We start from the raw sequence: 24,448 nt of genomic DNA on the forward strand, positions 1-24,448 counted from the left end.
TTCATGATTAACTGTTGACTATTGACTCAGCAATTATTAACTAACTCATTATTGTAGCTACTGTTAAAGCGTTCACGTAGTGCGCCGGAGGCGTTCGCTTAAAGGATTGTGTTTCGATGCTAAACGCGCTCTCCCAGCCGCCGCCCATTCTTGGAGTTGCTGAATTTGCTCTACAGCAGTTCGCGCCAAGGGGATGATCTGACTCGCGGCTTCTAAAATATCGTCAGTGGCAAAATCGCGGTTCTGGCTAAATCCAATATGCATCGCTTCAATTAAAGTTTGCTCAATTTCTGCCCCAGAAAAATCAGGCGTTTCATAAGCTAACCTTTCGATGTCATAACTTTTCAAATTATGGGGGCGCAATCGGGATAAATGAACGTCATAAATTGCTTTTCTCTCTTCTTGGGTGGGTAATCCCACAAAGAAAATTTCATCAAATCGACCTTTACGCAGCATTTCTGGCGGTAAAGCTTGAATATCGTTGGCAGTGGCGACGACAAACACGGGTGAGCTTTTTTCGGCTAGCCAAGTGATAAAAGTACCAAACACACGGCTGGCTGTTCCGGCATCACCTTTGCTACCAAGTCCGGCAAAGGCTTTATCTATTTCATCAATCCACAAAATACAAGGAGCAAGGGCTTCGGCTACTTGGATCATTTGCCGAGTCCGAGATTCTGATTCACCCACCAAACCACCAAATAACCTTCCCACATCCAGACGTAGCAAGGGTAAATGCCAGTGATGAGCGATCGCTTTTGCCGTTAACGATTTACCAGTTCCCTGAATACCCACCAACATTAAACCACGGGGGTGCGGTAATCCGTACTGTCGGGCCTTATCAGTAAATGAACCTCCCCGCCGAATCAGCCAGTCTTTCAAGTTATCGAGTCCGCCGATATCAGAAATTTGCTCAGTGGCGGGGTAGAAGTCCAAGATTTGGGTTTGGCGGATAGTTTGGCGTTTTTCTTCCAAAACGAGATCCACGTCTTCTGGTTGCAATTCGCCGTGGGTAGCGATCGCTTTTGCCAAAACTCGGCGAATCCTTTCCATCGAAAGCCCTTGACAAGAACGCACCAAGTCATCTAAAACTTGGCCAGAAAGTGAGTTACCAGTACTTTGTAACAAACGATCTATCTCAGTTTTAATTTCTGGGGCGGCGGGTAAAGGAAACTCAACGACTGTCAAAACTTCGGTTAAATCGTCAGGGATGGCGATGCGCGGCGACAATAGGACAATATTTTTTGGTTGCGACTTGAGGAGTCGGGACAGATTGCGGAGTTTCCGTGCGATCGCTACATCATCTAAAAAGCGATGATAATCTCGTAAAATCAATACCGCAGGTGCGGAAGCTGGTAATTTTTCGATAAATTCTAAAGCTTGCAACGGGTTACGTCGCCCAAACCCAACATCATTGGGGTTTCCCTGGTAGCCATCAACAAAATCCCAAGTATACACTGGGCGATTACCCTGGTTAGTTGCTTCTTCCCGGATAGCTGCTTCTACCCGTTCTTCTTCATAAGTGGGAATATAAATCAAAGGGTAACGGGCGCGTAGCAGCAGTTTAAACTCTTCACGGAAGTTCATATTTAGCTGTGGTTATTTGTTATTCTCTCATTGTTCAGGTTTGTATCGCCTCTAACAACTAAAAAACCAACATATAACAGTTCATTGCGGTTGCAAGTGCGATCGCGCTTTTGTGCTAATCACGATTAGATAATCAGTATAAAAATCACTACTGACTTTTATGTAAGATATTTCCTAATTCTTCAGCAAGTTCAGACAATAAATCAGGTTTATTTTCAACTAGCCATTCTGTAAGCTTATAAGAGTGTTTAGTCTTTCTAAATTCCAATTTATTGTCACATAATTTTTGAAATATACTTTCAATTATATTTGCACCGTGAATTTTAGATAACCAATTTTCATTTGAAACTTCTTCTCTTTTTACGCCTTGAAGCAGATAGGATTTTTCCTGTTTAATTTTGTCAATATATTTCTGAATCTGAGTAATGCTAATAGGTGTTTCTAGCCATGTACATTCTTCATTAATTACCACTGATATAGCTTCAGGATAAAGTAGATAATTTTCATACATGGGTAGGCGTAAAAAGCTTACACCTCTCTTCTCTAGTTCTTGAATTTTTGTTTCTGTCTTACTTTCTCTATCGAATATAAATGCAATGGCTGGCGCAAACAGGGTTGCTCCTGTTGTAAGTTTTTTGTAAATATCAAAAACAAGGTCAGACCGTTTTCCATCCAAAAGAGCATCAGTGCTATTGACAGATAAAATTTTAATCCCCATTAATGTTGTTCTTGTAACTTTTTCAAATATCAGTGGAAAACATTTTTCCTCAGTTTGTCCTTCTACCCAGAGAATACTATCAGCACCGAAAACATCGGATAACCTAACTCCAAGTTCAGATAAAATTTCGTTTTGTGACTCTATCTCTTTTGAATTTACTACCGATGCTGTTGTTTCACAATCTTGATATTGAAGCTTTATAATATTTGAAGGATTTGCCGATGCGATAATTTCTGGTGAATGAGTAGCAATAAAATATTGGTGTTGTGGGAATTTTTTAAGAGTTTCTATAAGCTTTTTAGCTGCACCTGGATGTAAAAAAGATTGTGGTTCATCAATAATCAATGTTCTATGTTCTTCAGAAGAAACTAGAATATATAAAATGGCTAGTACTTGACTAACTCCACTTCCACAGGATGAAAGAGGAAGTGATAAATCATTTCTGTGAAGATTATCTGTATTCCAAACCAGGATTTCAACATTTGTATCATCTCTCATTACAACAGATATCCATTTTATTTCCGGTAAAATATCTGAAACTAATTTATTGAACTGAGCAAACATTCCTGGAATTTTACCCTGCAAGATAAAGAGTATTTCCGCAAGATTAGAAGCGTTTGATTTTAGGTTTGTATCAGCTTTACTCTCATATTTGCAAATTCCAATATTTAAACGTTCAGCCTGAAATCTATAAATACAACTTAAAAATGTTTTGAATATCTTACAACCTATGCTTTTATAGATTTCTGCTTCATACTTACGAGGTTTTACTATATCAGCATCATCTTCTTGCGTTTGAATATCTAATGAGAGCGAAATCTCTCCTAATTCATCAGATTCAATTCTATAGAAAACTTTACTATTAAATTTTGCTTCAAATGACTCAAAATTAAGTAATTTTTTTAAACTATTATCATCTATTACTCTATTAGAGTATAAAGATATTCTTATTTCCAATAACTTCTGATTTTCTAATTTATTTTTAAAGTTACCTAATGCTTCATTTAGATATACCATCAATGTATAATAATAGTCTTCTTCATCAACTATTTGTTGTGGATTTGGAACATCTTCTTGATGATTTTCAAAACCAACAAAGGACACCTTTTTGGGTTCAGGTATTCCAATATTAGGAGACCAATGTTTTATAAAACTTCGCACTTCTTCCGTCTGAATCTGCCAAATAATTTCTACTCTAGATTTGTTTTCCTTTAAGATAGAAACCTTTTTTGGTAATGTTTTTATGCTTTGATGAGGATAATTATCAAAATTAAGTGATAGTACTTCAAGTAAAGATGTTTTTCCTGCATTATTTCGCCCAACAATAATATTAATACCTGGTGAAAATTCCATTAGGCCAGAGTCGAGATATGACTTATAGTTAAATACTTGCAGCTTCTTGATAAACATTTTGTATTATTTATTGACTAAGTTAATTCTATTATTGGCAATTTCACATATTTTGCCAAGTAAAACCGAAAAAACCCGGTCTTTTAGAAAAACCGGGTTTCTATGGAAATGTCATAGATTAGCTTAGTAAATTACTGCATAAGTTGTAAAACTTAAACTGAAAAGTGATGCACTGTAATGCGTCTTATTATCCTGGAAGTTGCTTTTTCAGTGCTTCCAGAGAAGCCCAACGGTTATCAACTGGAGTTTCAGGACTATCAGTAGTATCAACAGTACTACTTACAGGAATACCTGGACAATTGCGATGCCTACGGCGGTAAACTACGCACGGGCGGGAAATCACCTTGGTTAAGATGCTCTTAATGTTCTGTTACCAAACCTGGGAAGGTTTTAGATTTAGTAAGGTAGTATGTATATACTAAAGTAAGGAATCCTTACATTTGATAGCAAAGACTAGGAGGCAAGTCATGCTCGCCAAGTTAACTTCTAAAAATCAACTAACGCTGCCTAAAAGTATTACTCGTGAAATCGGTGAGGCTGAGTATTTTGAGGTAAAGGTGGAGGGAGGGCAAATTATTCTGACTCCTGTAAAAATTCATCGGGCTGATGCGGTTCGATCTAAGCTGGCGGATTTAGGACTGAGTGAGCAGGATGTGGCTGATGCAGTGGCTTGGGCGCGTCAATCGTAATGGTTTGTCCACGGGTGGTAATTGATACTAATATCATCATCTCGGCGCTGATATTTGGGGGCAGAGTATCTAGGCTTCGTTTGGCATGGCAGGACGATCTCTTCACTCCACTGGTTTCTAAAGCGACAACAACTGAGTTAATCCGAGTGCTGGCTTATCCAAAGTTTAAGCTCACGCCAACTGAGCAAGAAGATTTACTATCGGATTACATACTCTTTTGTGAAGCTGTAGCGATGCCCGACCGCTTGCCTGTAATTCCTGAATGTCGTGATCCGTTTGATGTGCCTTTTTTACTTTTGGCTGTGGTCAGTGAGGCTGATTATCTCGTGACCGGCGATCGCGATTTACTCAGTCTAAAAGATAATTTTTCTTGCCCGATTATCACGGCTGAAGATTTTCTAAATGTTATTGATGGTCAGTCACCCTAATTTTTCCGGTAATGCCTTATAAAAGTGGTATTTGTTGCCATAAGTTTTCCCACTGCTTACAGAAGTCATCTACATCACAGAATATTTGTGTAATGTCGAGCCGAGATACAATAGTAGACATAAACTTTCTGATCGCATCTTACAAGGCTCATATATATTTGCCACCCATGCTGTCTCTATCGAGTTAATATTCTCAAAAGCGATGCCTACGGCGGTAAACTACGCACGGGCGGGAAATCACAGAATTTGAGCCATCAGCAATAAGCTATTAGCCCGGAAGTTGCTTTTTCAGTGCTTCCAGAGAAGCCCAACGGTTATCAACTGGAGTTTCAGGACTATCAGTAGTATCAACAGTACTACTTACAGGAATACCTGGACAATTGCGATCGCACAATTGGCGCAGAGGTACTGCCAAACACATTTGCTCATACAGCCATTCGTTGGGATAAAAATGACCATCGGGTGGCAGGGTTTCAAGCAACTCTTCCATAATCACTTCCCTTTCTAGGGGCAAGTCATTGACTTGATTTGCAGCTTCATCTAACCAGATGATTTCTTTGGTATCAAGCCCTAAGCGGCGATTGTATTGCTGCAAGCAGCGATTGCAGGTACAAGTAATAATTGTTTCTGCCTGAGCGGATACTTCCAGGTAAGTGCCATGATGCTGTACGCGCACATGACCGCGAACTGGTGTCAACGTTTCCAGACCAGGCAGAAATTCCTTAACCTGAACTTCCTCTGTCCGCTCCGGGGCTTTGGTTAGCTGCGGAATATAAATTGCGTCCATAGGATTTGTGAGACATCCTCACGAAAATTAATGGTCATTACCAGCAATAATACTGATACTACATCTTTATTTTAGCTTTTAGGAACAAGAGAAATTTTGAAATTATATTGAGCTTTCAATTAACTCCTAACTCTTGTACAGACGCGATTAATCGCGTCTCTCTTCTTCCAACGAAGCTGGTCGCACAACCAGATGACGATGCGGTTCTTTACCACGACTAAAGGTTTCCAAATCTCCAAATTCCTTCAAGAAGGTATGGATTTGTCGCCTTTCAGCAGAACTGAGAGATTTAATTTCTACTTCTCTACCAGAAAAGCGCACTTCATCGGCTGCTGCTTCTGCTAATGCGCGAATTTCGGCTTCTCTTTTGACCCGGTAGCCATTCAACTCAATAGTGTAAGAGGCTTGTTCCTCTGGGGGTTGGCTCAGGTTTAAAACCGAATTTGCTAGATACTGAATCGCATCTAGGACAGAACCATCAGTACCAATTAATATCTGGATTTGTTCTGTCGTCAAATTAGTTTGATCGATTGTCAACCAGTAATTATCTGGTTCTGGGGAATCGCTGTCTTGAGATTGGGCAGTTTCTAAATGACCCTGAATCTCAGCAGGTACTCCAGTGAGTTCCAGCAGGGTTTTTAACCACTGCTGACCTCGCTGCATCGAAATGTTGCTCATGATCCCCCTGTAGCCTTCTTTTTGGCGCTTTTCGGTTCAAATGGCAATGCTTTTTGTTCGGTGACTATTGTTTCTTTCTCCTGGGTTTCTACAATTTTTTGTAGTTCTTCTGGTAGAGGTTCACGGGAGAGAAGATAAGTTTGTGCAGTTTGGAAAATGTTACCAATCACCATATACATCAGCACCCCAGCAGGTAGGGGGAAGAACAAAAACATCCCAGAAAAGATAACTGGAGTGATTTTGTTAACTGTATCCTGCTGCGGATTGCCACCACTGGAATTTTGCCCAGAAAGCAGTTGGCTAACATAAAGGCTGATTCCAAAGAAGACGATCATAGCGACAATATCCCAGTGGATTGTGCCATCTGGATCTTGTGCGCCAACCCTTCCTAAAGCATCAATGAATAAAAAACCTTTTTCTGCTGCTAGTCCAGGAATTGTTCCTTGAATACTAACTTCTCCAGGTTGCAAGGCTTCTACATTGCCATCTGCATCAATTTTTATCCGATCTTCCCCTTTGGTGACTTTCCACTCAGGAACTAGCTCATTTTCTGGGTGTTCTGCTAAGAGTACCTGAAATGGTTTGCCCTGAACAGTCTGATATTGGATCTTAGTTTGTTCTCCCACCGCTAGTTTGTTACCACTGGGAAGGATGGCAGCTACTTTAACGTGTTCTCCATCAGCAATATAAATATTTTGAGGAGCAGTGGCAAAGGCTTGCGGTTGAATTTGTTCGATTTGTTCTGCGGGAAGAATTTGCAGGTTAACGCTGTAGTTCGCACTTGCAAAAGGCGAACCTCGCAAAGTGGCAAACAGCGCTAATAAAACCGGCATTTGCACTAGTAATGGAAAACAGCCTGCTAAGGGGTTGCCAAATTCTTTTTGAACATTGACCATTTCCTCCTGCTGCTTTTGCGGTTCATCCTTATAGCGCTCTTTAATTTCTGCCATCCGCTTCTGCATCAGAGGTTGTACAATTCGCATCTTCCGCATGTTGCGAATTGAGCCAGCACTCAGGGGATAGAGCGCGAAGCGGACTATCAATGTCAAAGCAACGATCGCTAATCCGTAGCTCGGAAATATACCATAGAAGAAATCTATGATTGGCAGCATCACGTTGTTCGAGAGAAAGCCGATACCAAAATCCATTATTCTGAATTCAACCTGAGGTACTGTAAACTGACTGAATCTAGTCTAAATCATAAATTATGTGCGACTACCCTTCGCTACGGATAGCCGCACAATCAAATGGGGCATTGGGAATTGGGAATTGCGAATTGGGTATTGGGTATTGGGAAATAACCAATCGTTTTTCTTCCCCTGCTCCCTGCTCCCTGCCCCCTGCTTCCCCTGCTCATCACTTGTTCGCAGTGGCGCTATATTCGGGGTTTTTCGCAGCAATTCTTTCGTTGATGTAGTCATAGACTTCCCGAAACTTGGGAATTGCACGCAATTCGAGACGACTGCCGTTTTTTAGGGTTAGTACCATATCTCCCCACAAGCCAATGCCACGGGGGATTGTGACAACTTTTACAATTTCTGAGTAAATTATGTCAGTGCGATCGCGCCCCTGCCAACCTCCGCTCACGGTAACTCGGCGATCGGTGATGCGAAAACGCAGCCACAATGCTCTAACAATTGCCCCGACTGTTAATGGTATCCCGACAATGGTTAGCCCAATTAGCAGGTTGACAATCAAATCCCCAATATGGGGGCCACCTTCATAATAAACATCTTCACGAATTCCCATCGAACACCTCAGCTTGTGCCAACAACTGCTCTAATTCTTGCAGAAATTGTGGGCTTACGCACTTAGATTCTGCTGCTGTGGGTTTGACAATGAACACTAACCGCCATCCTGGTGATAATTTGGGCAGTATATTATATAAAGCAGAAGTAATTTGCCGTTTGATTCGGTTGCGAACCACTGCCCTTTTGCTAACTTTTGTGCTTATGGAAATACCAATCCGCGTGCTGGCAATATATACTGAGTCGCTTGCTTGTGTAGTCTGAATGGCAGCGCCCAAAGAAGATTTTGTCAATAGCGGCTTTAAGGCTCTCAATGTTAAGTAAGAGCCATTACGCCGAATTCCTTCCCGGAAAACTGCCTGAAAATCCTTGCGGGATTTTAGCCGATTTGCTTTAGGCAAAGCCACAGATGCTCTTTTAGCTTAGATAAGCCCTAAACGCTCAAACGGTGACGGCCTTTTTTTCTTCTAGCGCTAATCACGTTTCTGCCATCTGGTGTCCGCATCCTGGCGCGAAAACCAGAGGTTCTTTTTCTCTTACGGCTAGTACCGCCTAGCGTTCTTTTCATCCTCTTCTCCTCTTAGGTGATTTTTATAAAAACTCACAATCTCTAATTGTATTACTTATTTGGTTAATTGGGAATTGATTACACCCACTTAGCACTCTTAATTGATGCTCAAAATCCATGTTCCCATGTAGCGCAATAGTGGCACATCGCCAGGGGAAAGCACTTGACAGTTAAAATAGTAAACTCCGCCGAAGGATGGATTTTTCACGTTAGATAAGACTACCTCAACTGGGCTACCTGCTGGCACCGGCTCTTGAGGAAAAATATTAATCAGTTTTCCTTCTTTGTCCCACTTCACCTCAGAAAGTGGAACTGCTTTACCTTTGACTCGGACTTCAATTTTGTTCTGGTCAAAAGTTCCTTTGTAATATTCAGGGTAGTTAATGGCAAATTGACCAACTGCCAATTTCATTCTTTTGGCTGGAATTCTTAATATATATCGATCCCAACCATTAGCTTGTCCACCAAAATCTAACCGGAAAGGTAGTTGATTTTCGGCTTTGACACCGCTAAACAGCGTAAATCCAGGTAAACTTTGTGCCCAAGTCAAGGCTGGTAATCCAGTAACCACAAAGCTAGTCACGGCTAAAGCAGAAAGTAAACGTCGCATAATCAGGCTTCCTCTACCAAAATATAAATCTGTTATCTAAAATAACTGTGTGTTAGTATTCGTTACTAAACTTTACTACTGACTTCCTGACAATTGACGTTCAATAACAAAAATAAGTGCCATCCTCACTGAGGTATGGGTGGCAGCAAAGTTACTTAGTTATAAATTTACCATATACTCGATTCACTTGATTGCCCTTACAGAGTGCTGATTCGATGACTAGGTTTGGTCAAATTTTGAACTAAATATAAACACAGTTGGGATTGGATTGTGTTTCTAAATATGTATAAGTGTATCTAAATTTGAGAATTTCGTGATAAAAATTGAGGTGTGGCATCAGCGATCGCCAGTTAAGTTGGGCTAAATTGATTAAAATAAGTTGAATTGGAATCAAAGTCGTAATCATTAAAATTTGATTTGGAAATTATAAAGCCTTCAAAATTGGGTCAATATTACTCTATAAGAAAGGAATACCAAAATTTTCAATCCCGAAAACAAGTTAAAGATAAAGATGCAAAATTTGGGAATCAATTTAGGATGTGCAATACGTAACCCTGTTTGCAACTATCTGAAAATATGACATCTGCAAACGGCAAAGTCAGGCTTTGCCTAGACAGTTAAGAGTGGGAGAGGAAAGTTTCAAGGATCAATCTACAAGTAAAAGTCATGGCTGATGTTCCTGCCTAAGTACTATGAATACGGGATATCCCTTATCTAGACAATCGCTTACTTGGCAGAGATTAAGTATTTATCTTCAGGAGATTTCATGAGAATAGCAGTTGCTAAAGAAATTGAAGTTTGTGAACGTCGTGTGGCATTAATTCCTGACACCGTTGCCCGATTGGTAAAACAAGGTTTGGAAGTTTGGGTAGAAACAGGTGCAGGAGAGCGATCATTTTTCAGCGATTCTGATTATGAAGCGGCAGGAGCCGCAATAATCAGCGATACTGCCAAATTATGGGGCGAAACAGATATTCTGCTGAAAGTCAGTCCACCTCAAGAACGAGAAGACGGACGCTCAGAAGTTGATTTGTTAAAGGAAGGGGCTGTTTTACTCAGTTTCCTCAATCCCTTGGGAAATCCTGTTGTCGCACAGCAACTAGCAAATCGGAAAGTCACAGCCTTGAGTATGGAAATGATTCCTCGTACTACCAGGGCGCAAAGTATGGATGCTTTGTCCTCACAAGCTTCATTAGCAGGTTACAAAGCAGTATTAATTGCCGCAGCTGCATTACCGAAATATTTCCCAATGTTAACCACAGCCGCAGGGACTATCGCTCCAGCGAAAGTATTTATTATGGGCGCTGGTGTAGCCGGATTGCAAGCGATCGCCACCGCTAGACGTTTGGGAGCAGTGGTAGAAGCCTTTGATATCCGTCCTGCCGTCAAAGAAGAAGTGCAAAGTTTAGGGGCAAAATTTGTTGAAGTCAAATTAGAGGAAGAAACCGTCGCCGCAGGTGGTTACGCCAAGGAAATTTCTGAGGCTAGCAAACAACGCACCCAAGAAGTTGTCGCCGAACACGTCAAAAATTCTGATGTGGTGATTACCACTGCTCAAGTTCCTGGAAGACAAGCACCACGGCTCGTCACAGAAGAAATGGTGGCACAGATGAAACCAGGTTCAGTGATTGTAGATTTGGCTGCTGAACAGGGTGGTAACTGCGCCTGCACCGAACCCGGTAAAGATATTGTCTGGAATGGCGTGACAATTATCGGCCCCATCAATCTCCCCTCATCGATGCCAATTCACGCCAGCCAATTGTATGCCAAGAACGTAACTTCGTTGATGCAACTGCTAATTAAAGACAAAGCTTTGCAGGTGGACTTTAGCGACGACATCGTTGATGCAGCTTGCGTTACCCATGCTGGTGAAATTCGCAATCAACGAGTGCGAGATGCACTACAAGCTTTGAGCGGCGTTGGAGCAGGTTAATAGCCAAATTACTATAAGGAGTTTTGATTTCATGACAGAGGCATTACTTGCTGCTTTGTTTGTATTTGTGTTGGCATCTTTTATCGGCTTTGAAGTCATCAACAAAATCCCACCGACTCTACACACGCCGTTAATGTCAGGCTCAAACGCGATTTCGGGGATTGCGGTACTGGGAGCAATAGTAGCTGCTGGTGCAAAAGACACAAGTGTGTCAGTAATTCTCGGTTTGATTGCTGTAATACTGGCGACAATCAACGTTGTGGGTGGTTTTTTAGTGACAGACAGAATGTTGCAAATGTTCAAGAAGAAGGAGATTAAGGCGTGAGCGACTTTTTACCAACTGGCATTCAGCTGACGTATTTAGTCGCTGCATCGTTATTCATTCTGGGCTTAAAAAAGCTGGGATCACCTGCTACAGCGAGAAACGGTAATATTGTAGCGGCTGTGGGGATGCTGCTGGCGATCGCAGCGACAATGCTCGATCAGCATGTGTTGAACTATCAGATGATATTGTTAGGCTTGGCGATTGGATCGGGAATTGGTGCGATCGTTGCCTACAAAGTCCAAATGACCGAAATGCCCCAAATGGTGGGTTTACTCAACGGTTTGGGCGGCGCGGCTTCGGCATTAGTAGCCGTTGCCGAATTCTGGCGGTTATTAGATAGTTCTCAGGCGATACCCCTAGATGTGAACATTTCCATGCTGTTGGACGTGTTAATCGGTGGTGTTACCTTCACCGGTAGTTTTCTCGCCTTTGCCAAATTGCAAGGTTTAATTAGCGGTTCCCCGATTACATTTCCATTCCAGCAACCATTTAACCTCTTGCTTTTGGGTGCTTATATAGTAGGTAGTGCTTACTTAATCATCACACCCGATAGCTTACCCATATTCTTGGGAGTGGTTGGCGTTTCATTGGTGCTGGGTGTGATGTTCGTCATCCCCATTGGTGGCGGCGATATGCCAGTAGTAATTTCGCTGTTGAACTCGTTGTCAGGTGTGGCGGCGGCGGCGGCTGGGTTCGTGGTGATGAACAATATGTTAATCATCGCTGGTGCTTTGGTAGGAGCATCTGGCTTAATCCTCACCGAGATTATGTGTAAGGCGATGAACCGCTCCTTATTTAGTGTGCTGTTCAGCGCTTTTGGTACAGGTTCTAGTTCGGGTGGTGGTGCTGCTAGTGGTGGTGCAACCGATCAAAGCGTCCGCAGCATCGATCCTGAAGAAGGGGCGATGATGTTGGGTTATGCCCGTTCTGTGGTAATTGTGCCTGGTTATGGTATGGCAGTTGCCCAAGCGCAACATAGCGTCCGGGAATTGTCAGATCAGTTAGAAAAAATGGGCGTTGATGTCAAGTATGCCATTCACCCCGTTGCTGGGAGAATGCCGGGGCACATGAATGTGTTGCTGGCAGAGGCAAATGTGCCTTATACGCAGTTGTATGACATGGATGATATTAATCCCCAGTTCGATCAAGCGGATGTGGCTTTAGTAATTGGCGCAAATGATGTGGTAAATCCGGCGGCGCGGAGTGATACAAATAGCCCGATTTATGGTATGCCGATTTTGGAAGTAGATCGGGCGAAGCAGACGATTGTGATTAAGCGCGGGATGAGTACGGGTTTTGCCGGTGTAGATAATGAGTTGTTCTACAAGGATAAAACTACGATGCTTTTTGGTAGTGCGAAGGACATGGTGGCGAAGTTGGTTTCGGAAGTGAAGCAGCTTTAAGAGAAACGAACCGCAAAGGCGCGAAGGGCGCGAAGTAAAGAAAGAATGTAGAGAGTTTGCTTGCTTTGGGAGTGTGATGCTTCTGAGGCAAGTTTTTTTGGAGATTATTTCGCGCAAATACGAAAAGAAGACTTTAATAAAAACGTACTAATTTTGTACTAATCAAAGGCTAATTCATGTATTGAGTATAATTTTACAAAATTTTATAGTCAAAATTAGCTCTTAGGCTTTGACAAAATAGTAATTCTAAGTTTAGATGTATAAAGTTACACAAAACAACCGCTACTTAATTTAACTACCTATTTTGGTGCAGGATAAATAATTTATGGACAAAGAATTATATTCACTATCTAAAATTTTTACAGAAAAACTATATAGAATACCAGACTACCAGAGAGGATATGCTTGGAATCTGAAGCAACTTAAAGATTTTTGGAATGATTTAGAACAACTGGGAGATAAAAAAAATCATTATGTAGGAGTTTTAACTTTAGAAGAAGTTTCTAGCGAGGTTATCAATCAGTGGCAAAATGATTCATGGATCATACAGTCCAAAGGTTATGATGCTTACTATATTGTTGATGGTCAACAGAGATTAACAACTTCAATAATTCTCATTCAAGGATTGATTGAGTGTACCGATAAGAATACTAAATTAAATTATAATACCGTTGAGGAGATCCGCAAAAAATACATTTTTGATTCAAAAGATGACGACGGCGGCATTTCTAGATCGTATATTTTTGGTTATGAAAAAGATAATCCAAGTTATGAATTTTTAAAGACAAAGGTTTTTGACGAGCATTCTTTTAATATTTCTGACAAGCAAGAGACGATTTATACTCATAACCTCGAAATAGCTAAAATATTTTTTAGAGATGCATTAGAAAAATTGTCTCATACCGAAAGAGAAAATATATTTCAAAAATTAACACAGCATTTATTGTTTAATTTATTTACGATTTCTAATGATATAGACGTTTGTATTGCTTTTGAGACGATGAACAATAGAGGAAAACCTCTTTCCGTGCTTGAATTATTGAAAAATAGATTAATATATCTTTCTATAAAGCTTAATGTTGAAGATTATGAAAAAATAGATTTGAGGCATAGTATAAATGAAGCATGGAAAACTGTATATCATAATTTAGGTAAAAATAAAGATAATCCATTAGATGATGACAAATTTCTATTTAATCATTTTATTTTGTATTTTGGAAAAGATACAAACACTGAGGATGAAATATCTGCTGATGAAACTTTTGGTGTCAATATAAATACAAGTCGTTATATTATTCGTGCTGAATACTATAAAGTTCTGTTAGAAAAAATATTTATATCTAAAAATATTGTTCAAGAAAATAATGGTGAGAGCAGCAATAATGCAATTAAGTTAAACACTAAATTCATAAATAATTATGTCAGAGATTTGCAACAATCAGTTGTGTTATGGCATAAAATTTCTAATCCTTATTTTAGTGATTTTTCAGAGAATGAGAAAATTTGGCTAGATAAACTAAACAGATTAGGAAATATTGGATCGATATCTGCTGTTCCTTCTTTGATAATGGTTTTTTTCAAGAAAGAAAGTAACACAGAGAAGAGAGTCAGATTTTTAAAGGCTTTAGAATTACTAATGTTTTTTAGTTTATTAAATGGTTTTCCGTCTCACGCAATATTTTCTATCACACGATTCAATCCTTTAGAAAAAGCAATAAACCTAAGTAAAAGTAAAGTTACAGCAGAAAAATTAATAAAAGAGTTGGAAGAAATGTTTCATGAAGTCTGTTGTGATAAGGAAGCATTAAAACGAATCAAATCTGAGTTTAAGACACGAGGCTTTTACAGGTGGCGTGGAATAAAATATTTTCTTTATGAATATGATTTATATCTACAATCATCATCAAAACATAGCCAAATAAAGATAAATTGGTATGAATTTATTAAGAATGATTTTACAGAAGATTACAGGACTGTTGAACATATATATCCACAAACAGCCAAAGACAAATATTGGCGTGATGCTTTTGAAAAGTATACAATTAAGGAAAAAAACATATTAAAAAATTCTCTTGGTAACTTATTACCTCTTTCATCAGCTAAAAACTCTAGCTTTAGCAATAAATCTTTTCTTGCAAAAAAAGGTAATGAAATAAATACTATTGGATATAGATATGGGTCTTTTTCTGAAAATGAAGTAGCGACTTATGAAAATTGGACAGCTAAAGAGATACTTAAAAGAGGTATTGATTTACTAAATTTTATGGAAGAAAGATGGAAATTTAGTATAGGAAACGAACAAGAAAAAATAGAATTTTTGGGTATAGGATTTGTCTTAAAAAAAGAAGGGTTATCTAATTAAGCAAATATGCGTTCCTTTGCGTGATACAAAACTAGATTTATCAATGCAAGCTGATTTAGTGGCTTTGTTGCAACATCAGCAATAAAATATGTATTATACCAAGCGATCGTCCCTCTTCGTTCTCTGCGCCTAATAAGGTTCGTTAAAAAGAGCGATCGTCTGCAAAATGTCCACAGTGCGATCGCATTAATCTTTCAGTTGAAAACTGAGCCGTATTCGTTCATCAAGTCAATTAGCGATAAAATTTGAATATAGTAAGTATTTCTTCAAAAGCAAGTACTTTAATCGTCTCATAGTAAGGTGTACTTTTGAGCGCTTTTAAATCTTTAATAAAGCTGGATAGATACTGGGTATTCACTCTATTTTTAATTTGGCTAATGCTTCATTAATATTTAATGGTATTTCTTGTTGTACTTCCTTGATTGCTAATATCAATCCTTCATCTTCAATCGCTTCTAATAAGCGTAAATAGTCTTGAAAATCTATAATTACTTTACGAATATTACCTTGAGCATCTGTGATTAATTCTTGAGCAAATGGGTATTGATTGGTTTTCATTTGGGTATTAGTGTTTGTAATCATAGAGAATTTGATTACCTTTATATAGTACAAGTATAGAAGATTTGGAGTAGGCGATCGCTTCGCTGCGACTTTGGGCGAAAGAAAAAAGCGATATCGAAAACTCCCAAAGTGCGATCGCTCTCTTCATCCTCTGTGTTCTCCGCGCCTCTGTGGTTCGTTAAAAAAAGCGATCGCCTAAAAAATCTCCACAGTGCGTAGGCGTTCGCGTAGCGTCTCATAGAAAAGCCCGCCGTTGGCGTTAGCATCTCTGAAAGAGAAGCCTCTGGTAGAGAAGGCATCACAGTTTTTTCTTAAAATGCGATCGCCTAATTTTATCTTCACAACAAACGCGATACTCCTGCGGATTCACTTGCTGAACGCATTAATCTTTCAGTTGAAAACTGAGCCGTATTCGTTCGTCAAGTCAATTAGCGATAAAATTTGAATATAGTCAAGTTAGTAAAGTTATTTAGAATGAATATTTCCCTCAAACCTGAGCATGAGCAGTTTATTCAATCCCAAATTCAAGCTGGGAGATATGCTAATGCAGAAGAAGTGATGAACGAAGCATTCAAATTGCTACAAGCACGAGAACAACGTTTGGAAGAACTTCGACAAAAAATAGCGATTGGAAAAGAACAAATTGCTAGAGGAGAGCTTACAGATGGTGAGATAGTATTTGCTCAACTACAAGAAAAAATCAATCAAATTGCTGAGTCTCAAAAATGAGTAACTACTCCTTTTCTGATGAAGCAGTCAAAGATTTAAATACTATTTGTAAGTATATTGCCCAGAATAGTCCCAGTGCTGCTAATAAACTTTTTGATGCCATTCGTCAAAAATGCAAATTAGTTGCTGGATTTCCTAACATGGGGAAGAGTTATGAGCAATTATCTGCGAATCTACGGGGATTTAATATTGAGGAATATATCGTCTTCTACTACCCCAGAGAAGATGGAATCGATATTACCCGTGTCATCAGTGGATATAGAGATTTGGAATCACTATTTTTAGAATTAGAGTGAAATAGCCATAGTCTAATTGCACTTTCACAGCAAAGGCGAGCTTAGGCGAATCTCACTATTTGCGTAGCGTCTCGTAGAGAAGGCATTGCTTTTTCTTAGGTAACTGTCCGTTTTATCGGGATTTCTATCCAGAACTCACAGCCTTTGCCAGGTTCAGAAACACACTTGATATTACCGCCGTGTTTTTCCACAATAATTTGGTAGCTAATAGATAATCCCAAACCAGTGCCTTGTCCAGGTTGTTTGGTGGTAAAGAAAGGTTCAAAAATGCGCGATCGCATCGTCTCTGGAATCCCACAACCATTGTCAGCAATGCAAATCAGAATAGTATTCCCTTCGAGGACTTCTGTGCGAATCAAAATTTTAGGATTGTCAATTATTTTTCCACTTTTTTGTGAGTTTTCCAGTGCATCAATTGCATTGTTGAGAATATTCATAAACACTTGATTTATCTGGGCTGCATAGCAGACTACTGGAGGCAATTCACCATATTGTTTAACTACCTCAATCGCAAAATAATTAGTCTGTGGTTGCAGTCGATGTTGTAAAATTAGCAAAGCACTATCGATGCCTTCATGAATGTCAACGGGCTTTATTCCTGCTTCATCAAGTCGAGAAAAAATTCGTAACGACAAGACGAGTTGAGAGATTCGCTCTGCCCCCATCTTCATTGAAGTTAAAATTTTGGGCAAGTCATCACTAATAAAATCTAAATCCAGTGCTGCTACTTGCTTTTTAATTTCCTCTGTTGTCTTAGGATACTGTTTCTGATATAGGCGCAGTAATTTTAGTAAATTTTCGGTATGTTCAGTAACATAAGTGATGTTGCCGTAAATGAAACTAATCGGGTTGTTAATTTCATGTGCTATACCAGCAACTAACTGCCCTAAGCCTGCCATTTTTTCACTTTGAATTAACTGGCTCTGGGTGTGCTGCAATTCTTTCAGAGTCTGGGTAATTTCTTCTTTCTGACGTTGAGTTTGTGCGAGTAATTCCGCTTGCTGAAGTCCTACTCCTAACTGAGTACCAATCTGCATCAGCAAATCTATCTCATCTTCTTGCCAATCACGGGGTTTGATATTTTGATAAGCTGCTATTAATCCCCAAAGTTTTTTACCTTGAAAAATCGGCACAATCATATATCCCCTAGCCTCCATTAGTTCGAGTAGGGCAATATGATATATAGAGTAATTGGCGCTGTAAATATCTTGAATGACAATACTTTTACCATTAGCAAAGCTTCCGCCTTGGGTTGCTTGTAAATAATCATCTGTGTAGACGTAGCCCGTCGTAGATATCGCAGATACAATTTCCCTTACTGGTGTCCAACCTTTGGCTAATGACTCAGCAACAAATTCGCCACTCCAATCAGCGTGGAATCGATAGATTGTGACTCGATCAACTTCCAATAACCGCCGGACTTCTTCTGTACTGGTAGCAAAGATGGTGTCAATATCAAGAGACTGGCGAATTTTTTCTACGGTTGCGGCTAACGCCTTTTCCCTTTGGGCCGCTTTCCGTTCTCGTTCGGCAGCTTTAGCCAGTTTTTGAGTTTGCACCTGCATCTGTTTCAATGACTCAGCTTGCTGTAATGCTACTCCCAATTGAACGCCAACCTGCGCCAATAAGTTGATTTCCTCATCTTGCCAATAACGGGGTTGAGAGTTTTGATAAGCTACTAGCAATCCCCACAACTTCTCGCCCTGAGAAATTGGGACAAAAGTTTCATTCCGTGCATACTTACCCGCTTGCTTTCCTTGCACAAGAATACCTTCTGTCACTGGCTGCGGCTTAACCACTGGTGTCCAGCCATCAACAATAGAATCAGCTACAAATTCGCCACTCCAATCAGGATAGAAGCGGTAAATTGCGACTCGTTCCACTTCTAATAAGCGACGGACTTCTTGAGTTGTGGTTTTAAAGATGGCTTCAATTTCCAGAGACTGACGAATTTTTTCTACGGTGTTTGCCAACGCCCTTTGTCTTTCAGCAGCTTTGCTGATCTCTGCGGCTTGGATTTGCAATTGTTGAATAAATTCCGCTTGCTGCAAAGCAACACCTAGTTGTGTGCCCACTTGGGTAAGCAAGTAAACCTCATCTTTTTGCCAATTGCGGGTTTCGGCGTTCTGGTAAACTGCTAGCAAGCCCCAGAGTTTCTGACCGTGGTAAATGGCTACGATCGCATAAGCTCTTGCCTGATAAATTTCTAAAATTTTAATGTAGCAGTCGCTAAAGCCTGAATTGTAAATATCATTACAAATTCGGTATACTTCACAACTGCTAAAGCTACCACCTTCGGTATCTTGTAAGTAGGTGTCAGCAACTGGGGGTTTAGCTAAATCTTTGGCGCTACATTCACTGACATTTTCACTCAATTCAGGCCGCTGCCATTGTTCATCGATTAGGGAAATCCAACCTTCTGCTACTGATTCAAATACAAATTCACCACTCCAATCGGGATTGAAGCGATAAATAGCCACACGATCAGCACTTAGCAACTGCCTAAGTTCTGCGGTGGTTGTATGGAAAATGCTTTTTAAGTCTAGAGACTGACGAATTTTCTCAATGGTTATAGCTATGGTTTTCTGCCATTGGGCTGCTTTTTCTCTGGCTGTTGCTTGTGCTAGTTGTGCCGATTGGAGTTTTACTTGTTCTAGGTAGTCTGCTTGCTGTAAAGCAACTCCTAGATGTTCGGCGATTAATTGTACAAACTCAATTTCTGATGCTTCCCATTGCCGAGAACTACTACACTGATGAATACACAACAATCCCCATAAATTTTTACCTTTGATCAAGGGGGCAGTTATATTGGCACGTACTTGGAATCTTTCTAAAATCTGGATGTAGCAATCACTAGCATTAACTTGGTAAATATCAGCTATTGCTCTAATGCGACCTTGCTGATAGAGTCCTGCGAACTCTTCACTAAAGCAGTGGTCGCGCAGTTTGGCTGCTAGTGCCGAATCCCATTCTGTGGCCACATCTTCATAGATAAATTCCCCTTCCCATGCCAAATCAGGATAAAAACGAAACACGCCAACCCGATCGGTTTGTAGAAGTTGGCGGACTTCAGTGACTGTAATTTTAAAGATTACGTCTATATCTAAAGACTCGCGGATACGGGCAATAACTCCAGATAAGGCTTTTTGTTGCTCATTCTGACGTGAATGAGATTCTTCCTGTTCTGAATTTGGTTGTATGGGTTGAGTGGTAGAGGAGTTTTCCATTCCCAGTGGGACTTTAAATATTGAAAGTCTTCTATTTCATAATTCCCGTTGCGATCGCAAAGTTAACAGTTATTTCCTGGGAATGCCAAAAAACAATGTAGGGACACGATATTATCGTGTCCCTACAAGAAAATTTTTCAACCACGAGAAAATTATCGCCGCTTGGGAGTGGCGCTGCGGCTGGTGCGTTTGTCTTCATCTCGGCGACGGCGATCGCGCCAATCTGCCACAGTTAAATAACCAATACCACCAGTAACTACTACAAGCAGCACTATGGCTACTATTGTTAAAATACTCAAAAATGGACTTTCCACGATGCCTCTACAGTCCGTTACGTCCCCAAACTACCATTGCAATTGACCAAGTGAACACAACTAACAGCGATACCCAACCTAGTGTCAAAATCTCCATAGTCCCGCTTTTCAAATAATTACAAAAGGTTTCTAATATTTATCATACAGGGATTGGGCAGGCTGAGATTTTTTTTATAAATGACATTGTAGCTTTGGCGGGCGATGTCTACGATGGTCACTGAGCCAAGTCAAGCTACGCGGAACGTCTCGTAGAGAAGTGCGGGCTATACCTACGCAAATAACATACTATCTTTCTGGTTAAGCTAGTACTTCAAGCATTAATAAAGACTAATGTAAAAAAATAGCGATCGCGCTTTCTAGCTTGATGGTTTGGGAATACTAGGGTTATAGGTATATATTTCAAATCCAACAACCCCTAGTATGATGCAGACATTTTTCAACTATCCTTTCCAATCAAACGGTTTTATTCCCCACGGACATTGTTATCTCTGGCAAACTGGATTAGTTTGGCTCCACATTATTTCTGATGCCACGATCGCTCTGGCTTATTATTCTATTCCCTTCCTACTGATTTACTTTATTTCCAAACGTAAAGACGTTCCTTTCAATGGAGTCTTTTTGTTATTTGGTGCTTTTATCATTGCCTGCGGTACTGGACACCTAATGGATATTTGGACGCTTTGGCATCCAAACTATTGGATTGCAGGTGGTTTAAAAGCTTTAACTGCCATTATTTCTATATACACGGCATTTGCGTTATTTTACCTTATGCCTCAAGCTCTAGCACTACCCAGCCCAGCCCAGTTAGAGGCTATTAATCAAGTTCTTTCAACAGAAATTGTCGAGCGCAAGCGTATTGAGAAAGAACTACGTCAAGCAGAAGAAGTTGCTCAAAACTCCAGCCAAGCTAAGAGTGAATTTCTGGCCAACATGAGTCATGAACTACGCACACCTCTTAACGGCATCCTGGGCTATACACAAATTCTCCAACGCACAGAATCTTTAAGTGAAAAAGGACGCAAAGGACTCAGCGTTATTTATCAATGTGGTTCTCATCTTTTAACCTTAATTAATGATGTTCTGGATCTCTCTAAAATCGAAGCCCGGAAGTTGGAATTATATCCTGTTGATTTCTACTTGCCTGCCTTTATAGATAGTGTGACTGAAATTTGCCGCATCAGGGCAGAACAAAAAGTCATCGCATTTCACATTGAAATCGATCCTAATTTACCAACGGGTATTCATGGTGATGAAAAACGCTTGCGGCAAGTACTGATTAACTTGCTTAGTAATGCCATGAAATTTACTCATCAAGGCAGTGTCACTTTCAAAGCTCAGGTCATCAATAAAGAATCAAATGCTAATGGAAAAACTAACTACAAAATTCGCTTTGAGGTAGTAGATACTGGCACTGGCATAACCCCTGAACAAGCCGAAAAAATCTTCCAGCCCTTTGAACAAGTAGGGAGCCAGAAACGACAATCTGAAGGTACAGGCTTAGGATTAGCAATCAGCCAAAAAATTGTTTTGTTGATGGGTGGACAAATTCAGGTGCAAAGTGAATTTGGCAAAGGTAGCACTTTCTGGTTTGAGGCAAAATTGTCAGAATCTAAAGACTGGGCAAAGGTTTCTAGAGTAGTTGAGCAGGGAACTATTATTGGTTATCAAGGACAAAGGCGCACCATTTTGATTGCGGATGATAAATGGGAAAATCGATCAGTAATTGTAAATTTACTAGAGCCAGTTGGGTTTACTGTTGTAGAAGCTGGTAATGGTCAGGAAGCATGGGTACAGTCTCTAGCCCACGAACCAGATATAATTATCACTGATTTAGTAATGCCGATATTGGATGGATTTGAGTTAATTAGGCGTTTGCGTCAGTCTGGGCCATTTAAAGAGATTCCTGTCATCGCGTCCTCAGCAAGTGTATTTGCAGTTGACCAGCACAAGAGTATTGATGTAGGTGCAGATGCCTTTTTACCAAAGCCTGTAGAAGCTGAAAATCTGCTGGAAATGCTACGACAGTTTTTGCAACTAGAATGGATTTTTGACGCTAAGGTAGACGCTATCAAAAAAATCTCTAAAGATGCTTCTAATCAGCAAAATGAAATGATTCATCCTAGCAAAGATGTTTTGCAAGAGTTACTCGAACTATCACAAGACGGCGACATTCAAAATATTTTAGAACTGGCTGAAAAACTTTCTGCATCTGATGAGAAGCTAAACATTTTTTCTCAGCAACTCATGCAGCTTGCTAGTAATTTCCAACTCAAACGTTTGGAAACTTTTATTGAAAAATACATCAATTAATTTTAGTTAAATTCAAATTTTTAATTCATCATGATCAAACCCCTAAATAACGGATTTATTTTAATTGTGGATGATAATCCGACAAATTTATCTGTCTTGTGTGCAGCGCTTAATAGTGAGGGTTTTCGCTTCCGTGTTGCAGTGGATGGAGAAACTGCGATCGCCCAGGCTGAACGCAATCAACCAGAGTTGATTTTGCTGGATGTGCAAATGCCTGGGATTGACGGATTTGAAACTTGTCGTCGTCTCAAAGCCAATCCCGTTACCCAAAATATTCCAATTATTTTCACCACTGCCTTAGCAGATACCGAAAGTAAAACGAAGGGATTTTCACTAGGTGCAGTAGATTATATCCCTAAACCGTTTGCACAAGAGGAAGTAATTGCTAGAGTGCGCGTGCATCTACAACTCAAACAATTAACTGAATCTTTGGAACAGCAAGTTAGCGATCGCACCAAGGCTTTGCAACAAGCCCAGGTTAAACTGGTACAGCAAGAGAAACTGTCAACACTCGGAGAGTTAATCGCTGGTATTGGGCATGAAATCAACAACCCCATCAACTTTATTTCCAGCAATATTCCCCCCTTGGAAGAATATATTGCAGGAGTAACCGAGTTGCTTCTACTGTATGAGCAAGAGTATCCCAACCCAACAGCCAAAATTACTACCTTTATAGAAAAATTGGATCTGAACTTTGTTCTCGAAGATATGGTAAAAATTTTGGACTCACTCCAGCTAGGAAGTGAACGAATTCAGAACCTTTCTAATTCACTCCGCAGCTTTTGCCGTTCGGATAGTGATACAAAAATACCTGCTGACTTGCACCAAGGGCTAGATAGTACACTAATGATTTTGCAACATCGCCTCAAGCCTAATGGCGAACGTCCGGGCGTTGAAGTTATTAAAAATTATGGAATATTACCAGAGATAAACTGTTATCTAGGGCAGATGAATCAAGTATTTATGAACATTCTAGCAAATGCGATTGATGCCCTTGATGAAGCGATATTGGAAGGTAAAATGAGCAATACAATTCCTCAAATTAAAATTGCAACAGAATTAAATCCCGAAGAATTAGTTGTAATTAGAATTAGTGATAATGGGATTGGTATTCCTGAACGGCTTAAAAAACACTTGTTTGAGCCGTTGTTTACTACAAAAAATGTTGGTAAAGGCACTGGGCTTGGCTTGTCAATAGCCTATCAAATAGTTGTAGAAAAACACAACGGTGTATTAGAGGTGAACTCTCAACCAGGCATTGGAACCGAGTTTATTATCAAAATTCCCAAATGAAACCAGCATTTAATTAATTACAGAACTACTCTAGTGTTTATCATATTAGAAACTGGTGAAAATGCAGGCAAGCAGAGGGTTAGAGAGAAACTAATTAATTCCCAATTCCCAATTTATATCTTGGAGTGAACCCAATTTTAGATCCTCAATTAATGGCAGAACGCATAGAATCCCTCAAAGCTGGAATAGTTGGAGGTTTATCTGTGTCTTTTGCTTTTGTGCTTTCAGAAGTGTTGAATGTTAAGAAAAATCCGATAAAAATAGCCCAAAATATGGTAATTTTGGGCGAAGGCTTAAAATATATTAGTTTAATTGTGATTATAAATTCATTTCCTAAAATTGTCAAAGATATACTGAGAAAGCTGCCAAAAAACGATTATCCAGTCTTGAACAGTCGTCTATTTTTTGAGTGCTGGCTATCCTATTCCCTGGATAACAGTTTAACAAGTATGCGAGATTTATTTAAAAGATTAAA

General features: G+C 39.9%; 25 protein-coding genes and 2 pseudogenes. 11 read left to right on the plus strand and 16 right to left on the minus strand.

The window, feature by feature from the left end:
- Nucleotides 1–72 precede the first annotated feature (72 nt).
- From VB732_RS11660 to VB732_RS11670, 3 genes and pseudogenes are all read right to left on the minus strand, one after another.
- Nucleotides 73–1,584: an AAA family ATPase gene (locus VB732_RS11660; RefSeq protein ID WP_323230995.1), complete on the minus strand. Its 1,512-nt coding sequence runs from the start codon at nt 1,582–1,584 to the stop codon at nt 73–75.
- A 148-nt stretch (nt 1,585–1,732) separates the two neighbouring features.
- Complete coding sequence (locus tag VB732_RS11665; RefSeq protein WP_416235737.1) at nt 1,733–3,655, minus strand: AAA family ATPase; 1,923 nt, start codon at nt 3,653–3,655, stop codon at nt 1,733–1,735.
- 244 nt (nt 3,656–3,899) lie between these two features.
- Nucleotides 3,900–4,016 (minus strand): annotated as a pseudogene (locus VB732_RS11670) (DUF177 domain-containing protein); the annotation flags it as partial.
- A gap of 163 nt (nt 4,017–4,179) precedes the next feature.
- Between VB732_RS11670 and VB732_RS11675 the strand changes: the two are divergent.
- Together VB732_RS11675 and VB732_RS11680 are read left to right on the plus strand one after the other, a co-directional pair.
- On the plus strand, nt 4,180–4,401 hold the full coding sequence (locus VB732_RS11675) for an AbrB/MazE/SpoVT family DNA-binding domain-containing protein (protein WP_094327679.1): 222 nt from the start codon (nt 4,180–4,182) through the stop codon (nt 4,399–4,401).
- Nucleotides 4,401–4,829: a putative toxin-antitoxin system toxin component, PIN family gene (locus VB732_RS11680; RefSeq protein ID WP_323230999.1), complete on the plus strand. Its 429-nt coding sequence runs from the start codon at nt 4,401–4,403 to the stop codon at nt 4,827–4,829. The genes VB732_RS11675 and VB732_RS11680 overlap by 1 nt, the downstream gene beginning before the upstream one ends.
- Nucleotides 4,830–5,097: 268 nt before the next feature.
- Here the strand turns inward: VB732_RS11680 and VB732_RS11685 are convergent, their stop codons facing one another.
- From VB732_RS11685 to VB732_RS11720, 8 genes are all read right to left on the minus strand, one after another.
- Entirely contained in the window at nt 5,098–5,616 is a 519-nt protein-coding gene (locus tag VB732_RS11685; protein ID WP_323231000.1) for a DUF177 domain-containing protein, read from the minus strand.
- 147 nt (nt 5,617–5,763) lie between these two features.
- Nucleotides 5,764–6,294, minus strand: coding sequence for a protein jag (locus VB732_RS11690; RefSeq protein ID WP_323231002.1), 531 nt, complete (start codon nt 6,292–6,294; stop codon nt 5,764–5,766).
- A complete protein-coding gene (yidC, locus tag VB732_RS11695) occupies nt 6,291–7,442 on the minus strand; it encodes a membrane protein insertase YidC (RefSeq protein ID WP_323231003.1) in 1,152 nt (383 codons plus the stop codon). Before yidC ends, VB732_RS11690 begins: the two co-directional genes overlap by 4 nt.
- Nucleotides 7,443–7,650: 208 nt before the next feature.
- A complete protein-coding gene (locus tag VB732_RS11700; RefSeq protein ID WP_174711260.1) occupies nt 7,651–8,043 on the minus strand; it encodes a PH domain-containing protein in 393 nt (130 codons plus the stop codon).
- Complete coding sequence (gene rnpA / locus VB732_RS11705) at nt 8,030–8,449, minus strand: ribonuclease P protein component (RefSeq protein ID WP_323231004.1); 420 nt, start codon at nt 8,447–8,449, stop codon at nt 8,030–8,032. Before rnpA ends, VB732_RS11700 begins: the two co-directional genes overlap by 14 nt.
- A gap of 26 nt (nt 8,450–8,475) precedes the next feature.
- Nucleotides 8,476–8,610 carry a 50S ribosomal protein L34 gene (gene rpmH, locus VB732_RS11710; RefSeq protein WP_099102484.1) on the minus strand — a complete coding sequence of 45 codons (135 nt, stop codon included), beginning with the start codon at nt 8,608–8,610 and terminating at the stop codon, nt 8,476–8,478.
- A gap of 97 nt (nt 8,611–8,707) precedes the next feature.
- Nucleotides 8,708–9,220: a DUF2808 domain-containing protein gene (locus tag VB732_RS11715; RefSeq protein WP_323231005.1), complete on the minus strand. Its 513-nt coding sequence runs from the start codon at nt 9,218–9,220 to the stop codon at nt 8,708–8,710.
- Between the two features lie 241 nt (nt 9,221–9,461).
- Nucleotides 9,462–9,626, minus strand: coding sequence for a hypothetical protein (locus tag VB732_RS11720; protein ID WP_323231006.1), 165 nt, complete (start codon nt 9,624–9,626; stop codon nt 9,462–9,464).
- Nucleotides 9,627–9,986: 360 nt separating this feature from the next.
- Between VB732_RS11720 and VB732_RS11725 the strand changes: the two genes are divergently transcribed.
- The 4 genes from VB732_RS11725 (at nt 9,987) to VB732_RS11740 (ending at nt 15,243) form a co-directional block, all read left to right on the plus strand.
- On the plus strand, nt 9,987–11,153 hold the full coding sequence (locus VB732_RS11725) for a Re/Si-specific NAD(P)(+) transhydrogenase subunit alpha (protein WP_323231007.1): 1,167 nt from the start codon (nt 9,987–9,989) through the stop codon (nt 11,151–11,153).
- Nucleotides 11,154–11,184: 31 nt separating this feature from the next.
- Entirely contained in the window at nt 11,185–11,478 is a 294-nt protein-coding gene (locus tag VB732_RS11730) for an NAD(P) transhydrogenase subunit alpha (RefSeq protein WP_069071329.1), read from the plus strand.
- A complete protein-coding gene (locus VB732_RS11735) occupies nt 11,475–12,881 on the plus strand; it encodes an NAD(P)(+) transhydrogenase (Re/Si-specific) subunit beta (protein WP_323231008.1) in 1,407 nt (468 codons plus the stop codon). The genes VB732_RS11730 and VB732_RS11735 overlap by 4 nt, the downstream gene beginning before the upstream one ends.
- A 325-nt stretch (nt 12,882–13,206) precedes the next feature.
- Nucleotides 13,207–15,243 (plus strand): DUF262 domain-containing HNH endonuclease family protein, encoded by a 2,037-nt coding sequence (locus VB732_RS11740; protein ID WP_323231009.1) that lies wholly within the window; start codon nt 13,207–13,209, stop codon nt 15,241–15,243.
- A gap of 354 nt (nt 15,244–15,597) precedes the next feature.
- On the opposite strand, the gene VB732_RS11745 is transcribed toward VB732_RS11740, so the two are convergent.
- Both VB732_RS11745 and VB732_RS11750 read right to left on the minus strand, forming a co-directional pair.
- Nucleotides 15,598–15,801: a hypothetical protein gene (locus VB732_RS11745; RefSeq protein ID WP_323231010.1), complete on the minus strand. Its 204-nt coding sequence runs from the start codon at nt 15,799–15,801 to the stop codon at nt 15,598–15,600.
- 41 nt (nt 15,802–15,842) lie between these two features.
- Entirely contained in the window at nt 15,843–16,106 is a 264-nt protein-coding gene (locus tag VB732_RS11750; protein ID WP_323231011.1) for a hypothetical protein, read from the minus strand.
- Nucleotides 16,107–16,278: 172 nt separating this feature from the next.
- Here VB732_RS11750 and VB732_RS11755 point away from each other — a divergent pair, with 172 nt between their 5' ends.
- Both VB732_RS11755 and VB732_RS11760 read left to right on the plus strand, forming a co-directional pair.
- The gene (locus VB732_RS11755; protein WP_323231012.1) at nt 16,279–16,533 is read left to right on the plus strand and encodes a type II toxin-antitoxin system ParD family antitoxin; all 255 of its coding nucleotides are present in this window, start codon (nt 16,279–16,281) and stop codon (nt 16,531–16,533) included.
- The gene (locus VB732_RS11760) at nt 16,530–16,829 is read left to right on the plus strand and encodes a type II toxin-antitoxin system RelE/ParE family toxin (protein WP_323231013.1); all 300 of its coding nucleotides are present in this window, start codon (nt 16,530–16,532) and stop codon (nt 16,827–16,829) included. Before VB732_RS11755 ends, VB732_RS11760 begins: the two co-directional genes overlap by 4 nt.
- A gap of 95 nt (nt 16,830–16,924) precedes the next feature.
- On the opposite strand, the gene VB732_RS11765 is transcribed toward VB732_RS11760, so the two are convergent.
- The 3 genes from VB732_RS11765 to petN form a co-directional block, all read right to left on the minus strand.
- On the minus strand, nt 16,925–20,056 hold the full coding sequence (locus VB732_RS11765) for a GAF domain-containing protein (RefSeq protein ID WP_323231014.1): 3,132 nt from the start codon (nt 20,054–20,056) through the stop codon (nt 16,925–16,927).
- Between the two features lie 152 nt (nt 20,057–20,208).
- A complete protein-coding gene (locus VB732_RS11770; protein ID WP_322734397.1) occupies nt 20,209–20,355 on the minus strand; it encodes a hypothetical protein in 147 nt (48 codons plus the stop codon).
- Between the two features lie 22 nt (nt 20,356–20,377).
- On the minus strand, nt 20,378–20,467 hold the full coding sequence (gene petN / locus VB732_RS11775) for a cytochrome b6-f complex subunit PetN (RefSeq protein WP_012408302.1): 90 nt from the start codon (nt 20,465–20,467) through the stop codon (nt 20,378–20,380).
- Nucleotides 20,468–20,793: 326 nt separating this feature from the next.
- Between petN and VB732_RS11780 the strand changes: the two genes are divergently transcribed.
- The 3 genes and pseudogenes from VB732_RS11780 to VB732_RS11790 all read left to right on the plus strand — a co-directional run.
- The gene (locus VB732_RS11780; protein WP_323231025.1) at nt 20,794–22,680 is read left to right on the plus strand and encodes an ATP-binding protein; all 1,887 of its coding nucleotides are present in this window, start codon (nt 20,794–20,796) and stop codon (nt 22,678–22,680) included.
- Between the two features lie 30 nt (nt 22,681–22,710).
- Nucleotides 22,711–23,973: a sensor histidine kinase gene (locus VB732_RS11785; RefSeq protein ID WP_323231015.1), complete on the plus strand. Its 1,263-nt coding sequence runs from the start codon at nt 22,711–22,713 to the stop codon at nt 23,971–23,973.
- Between the two features lie 125 nt (nt 23,974–24,098).
- Nucleotides 24,099–24,448 (plus strand): annotated as a pseudogene (locus VB732_RS11790) (hypothetical protein); the annotation flags it as partial.

Origin of the sequence: Nostoc sp. UHCC 0252, from assembly GCF_034931145.1 — a bacterium.
In the GTDB taxonomy this organism is placed as follows: Bacteria; Cyanobacteriota; Cyanobacteriia; order Cyanobacteriales; family Nostocaceae; genus Nostoc.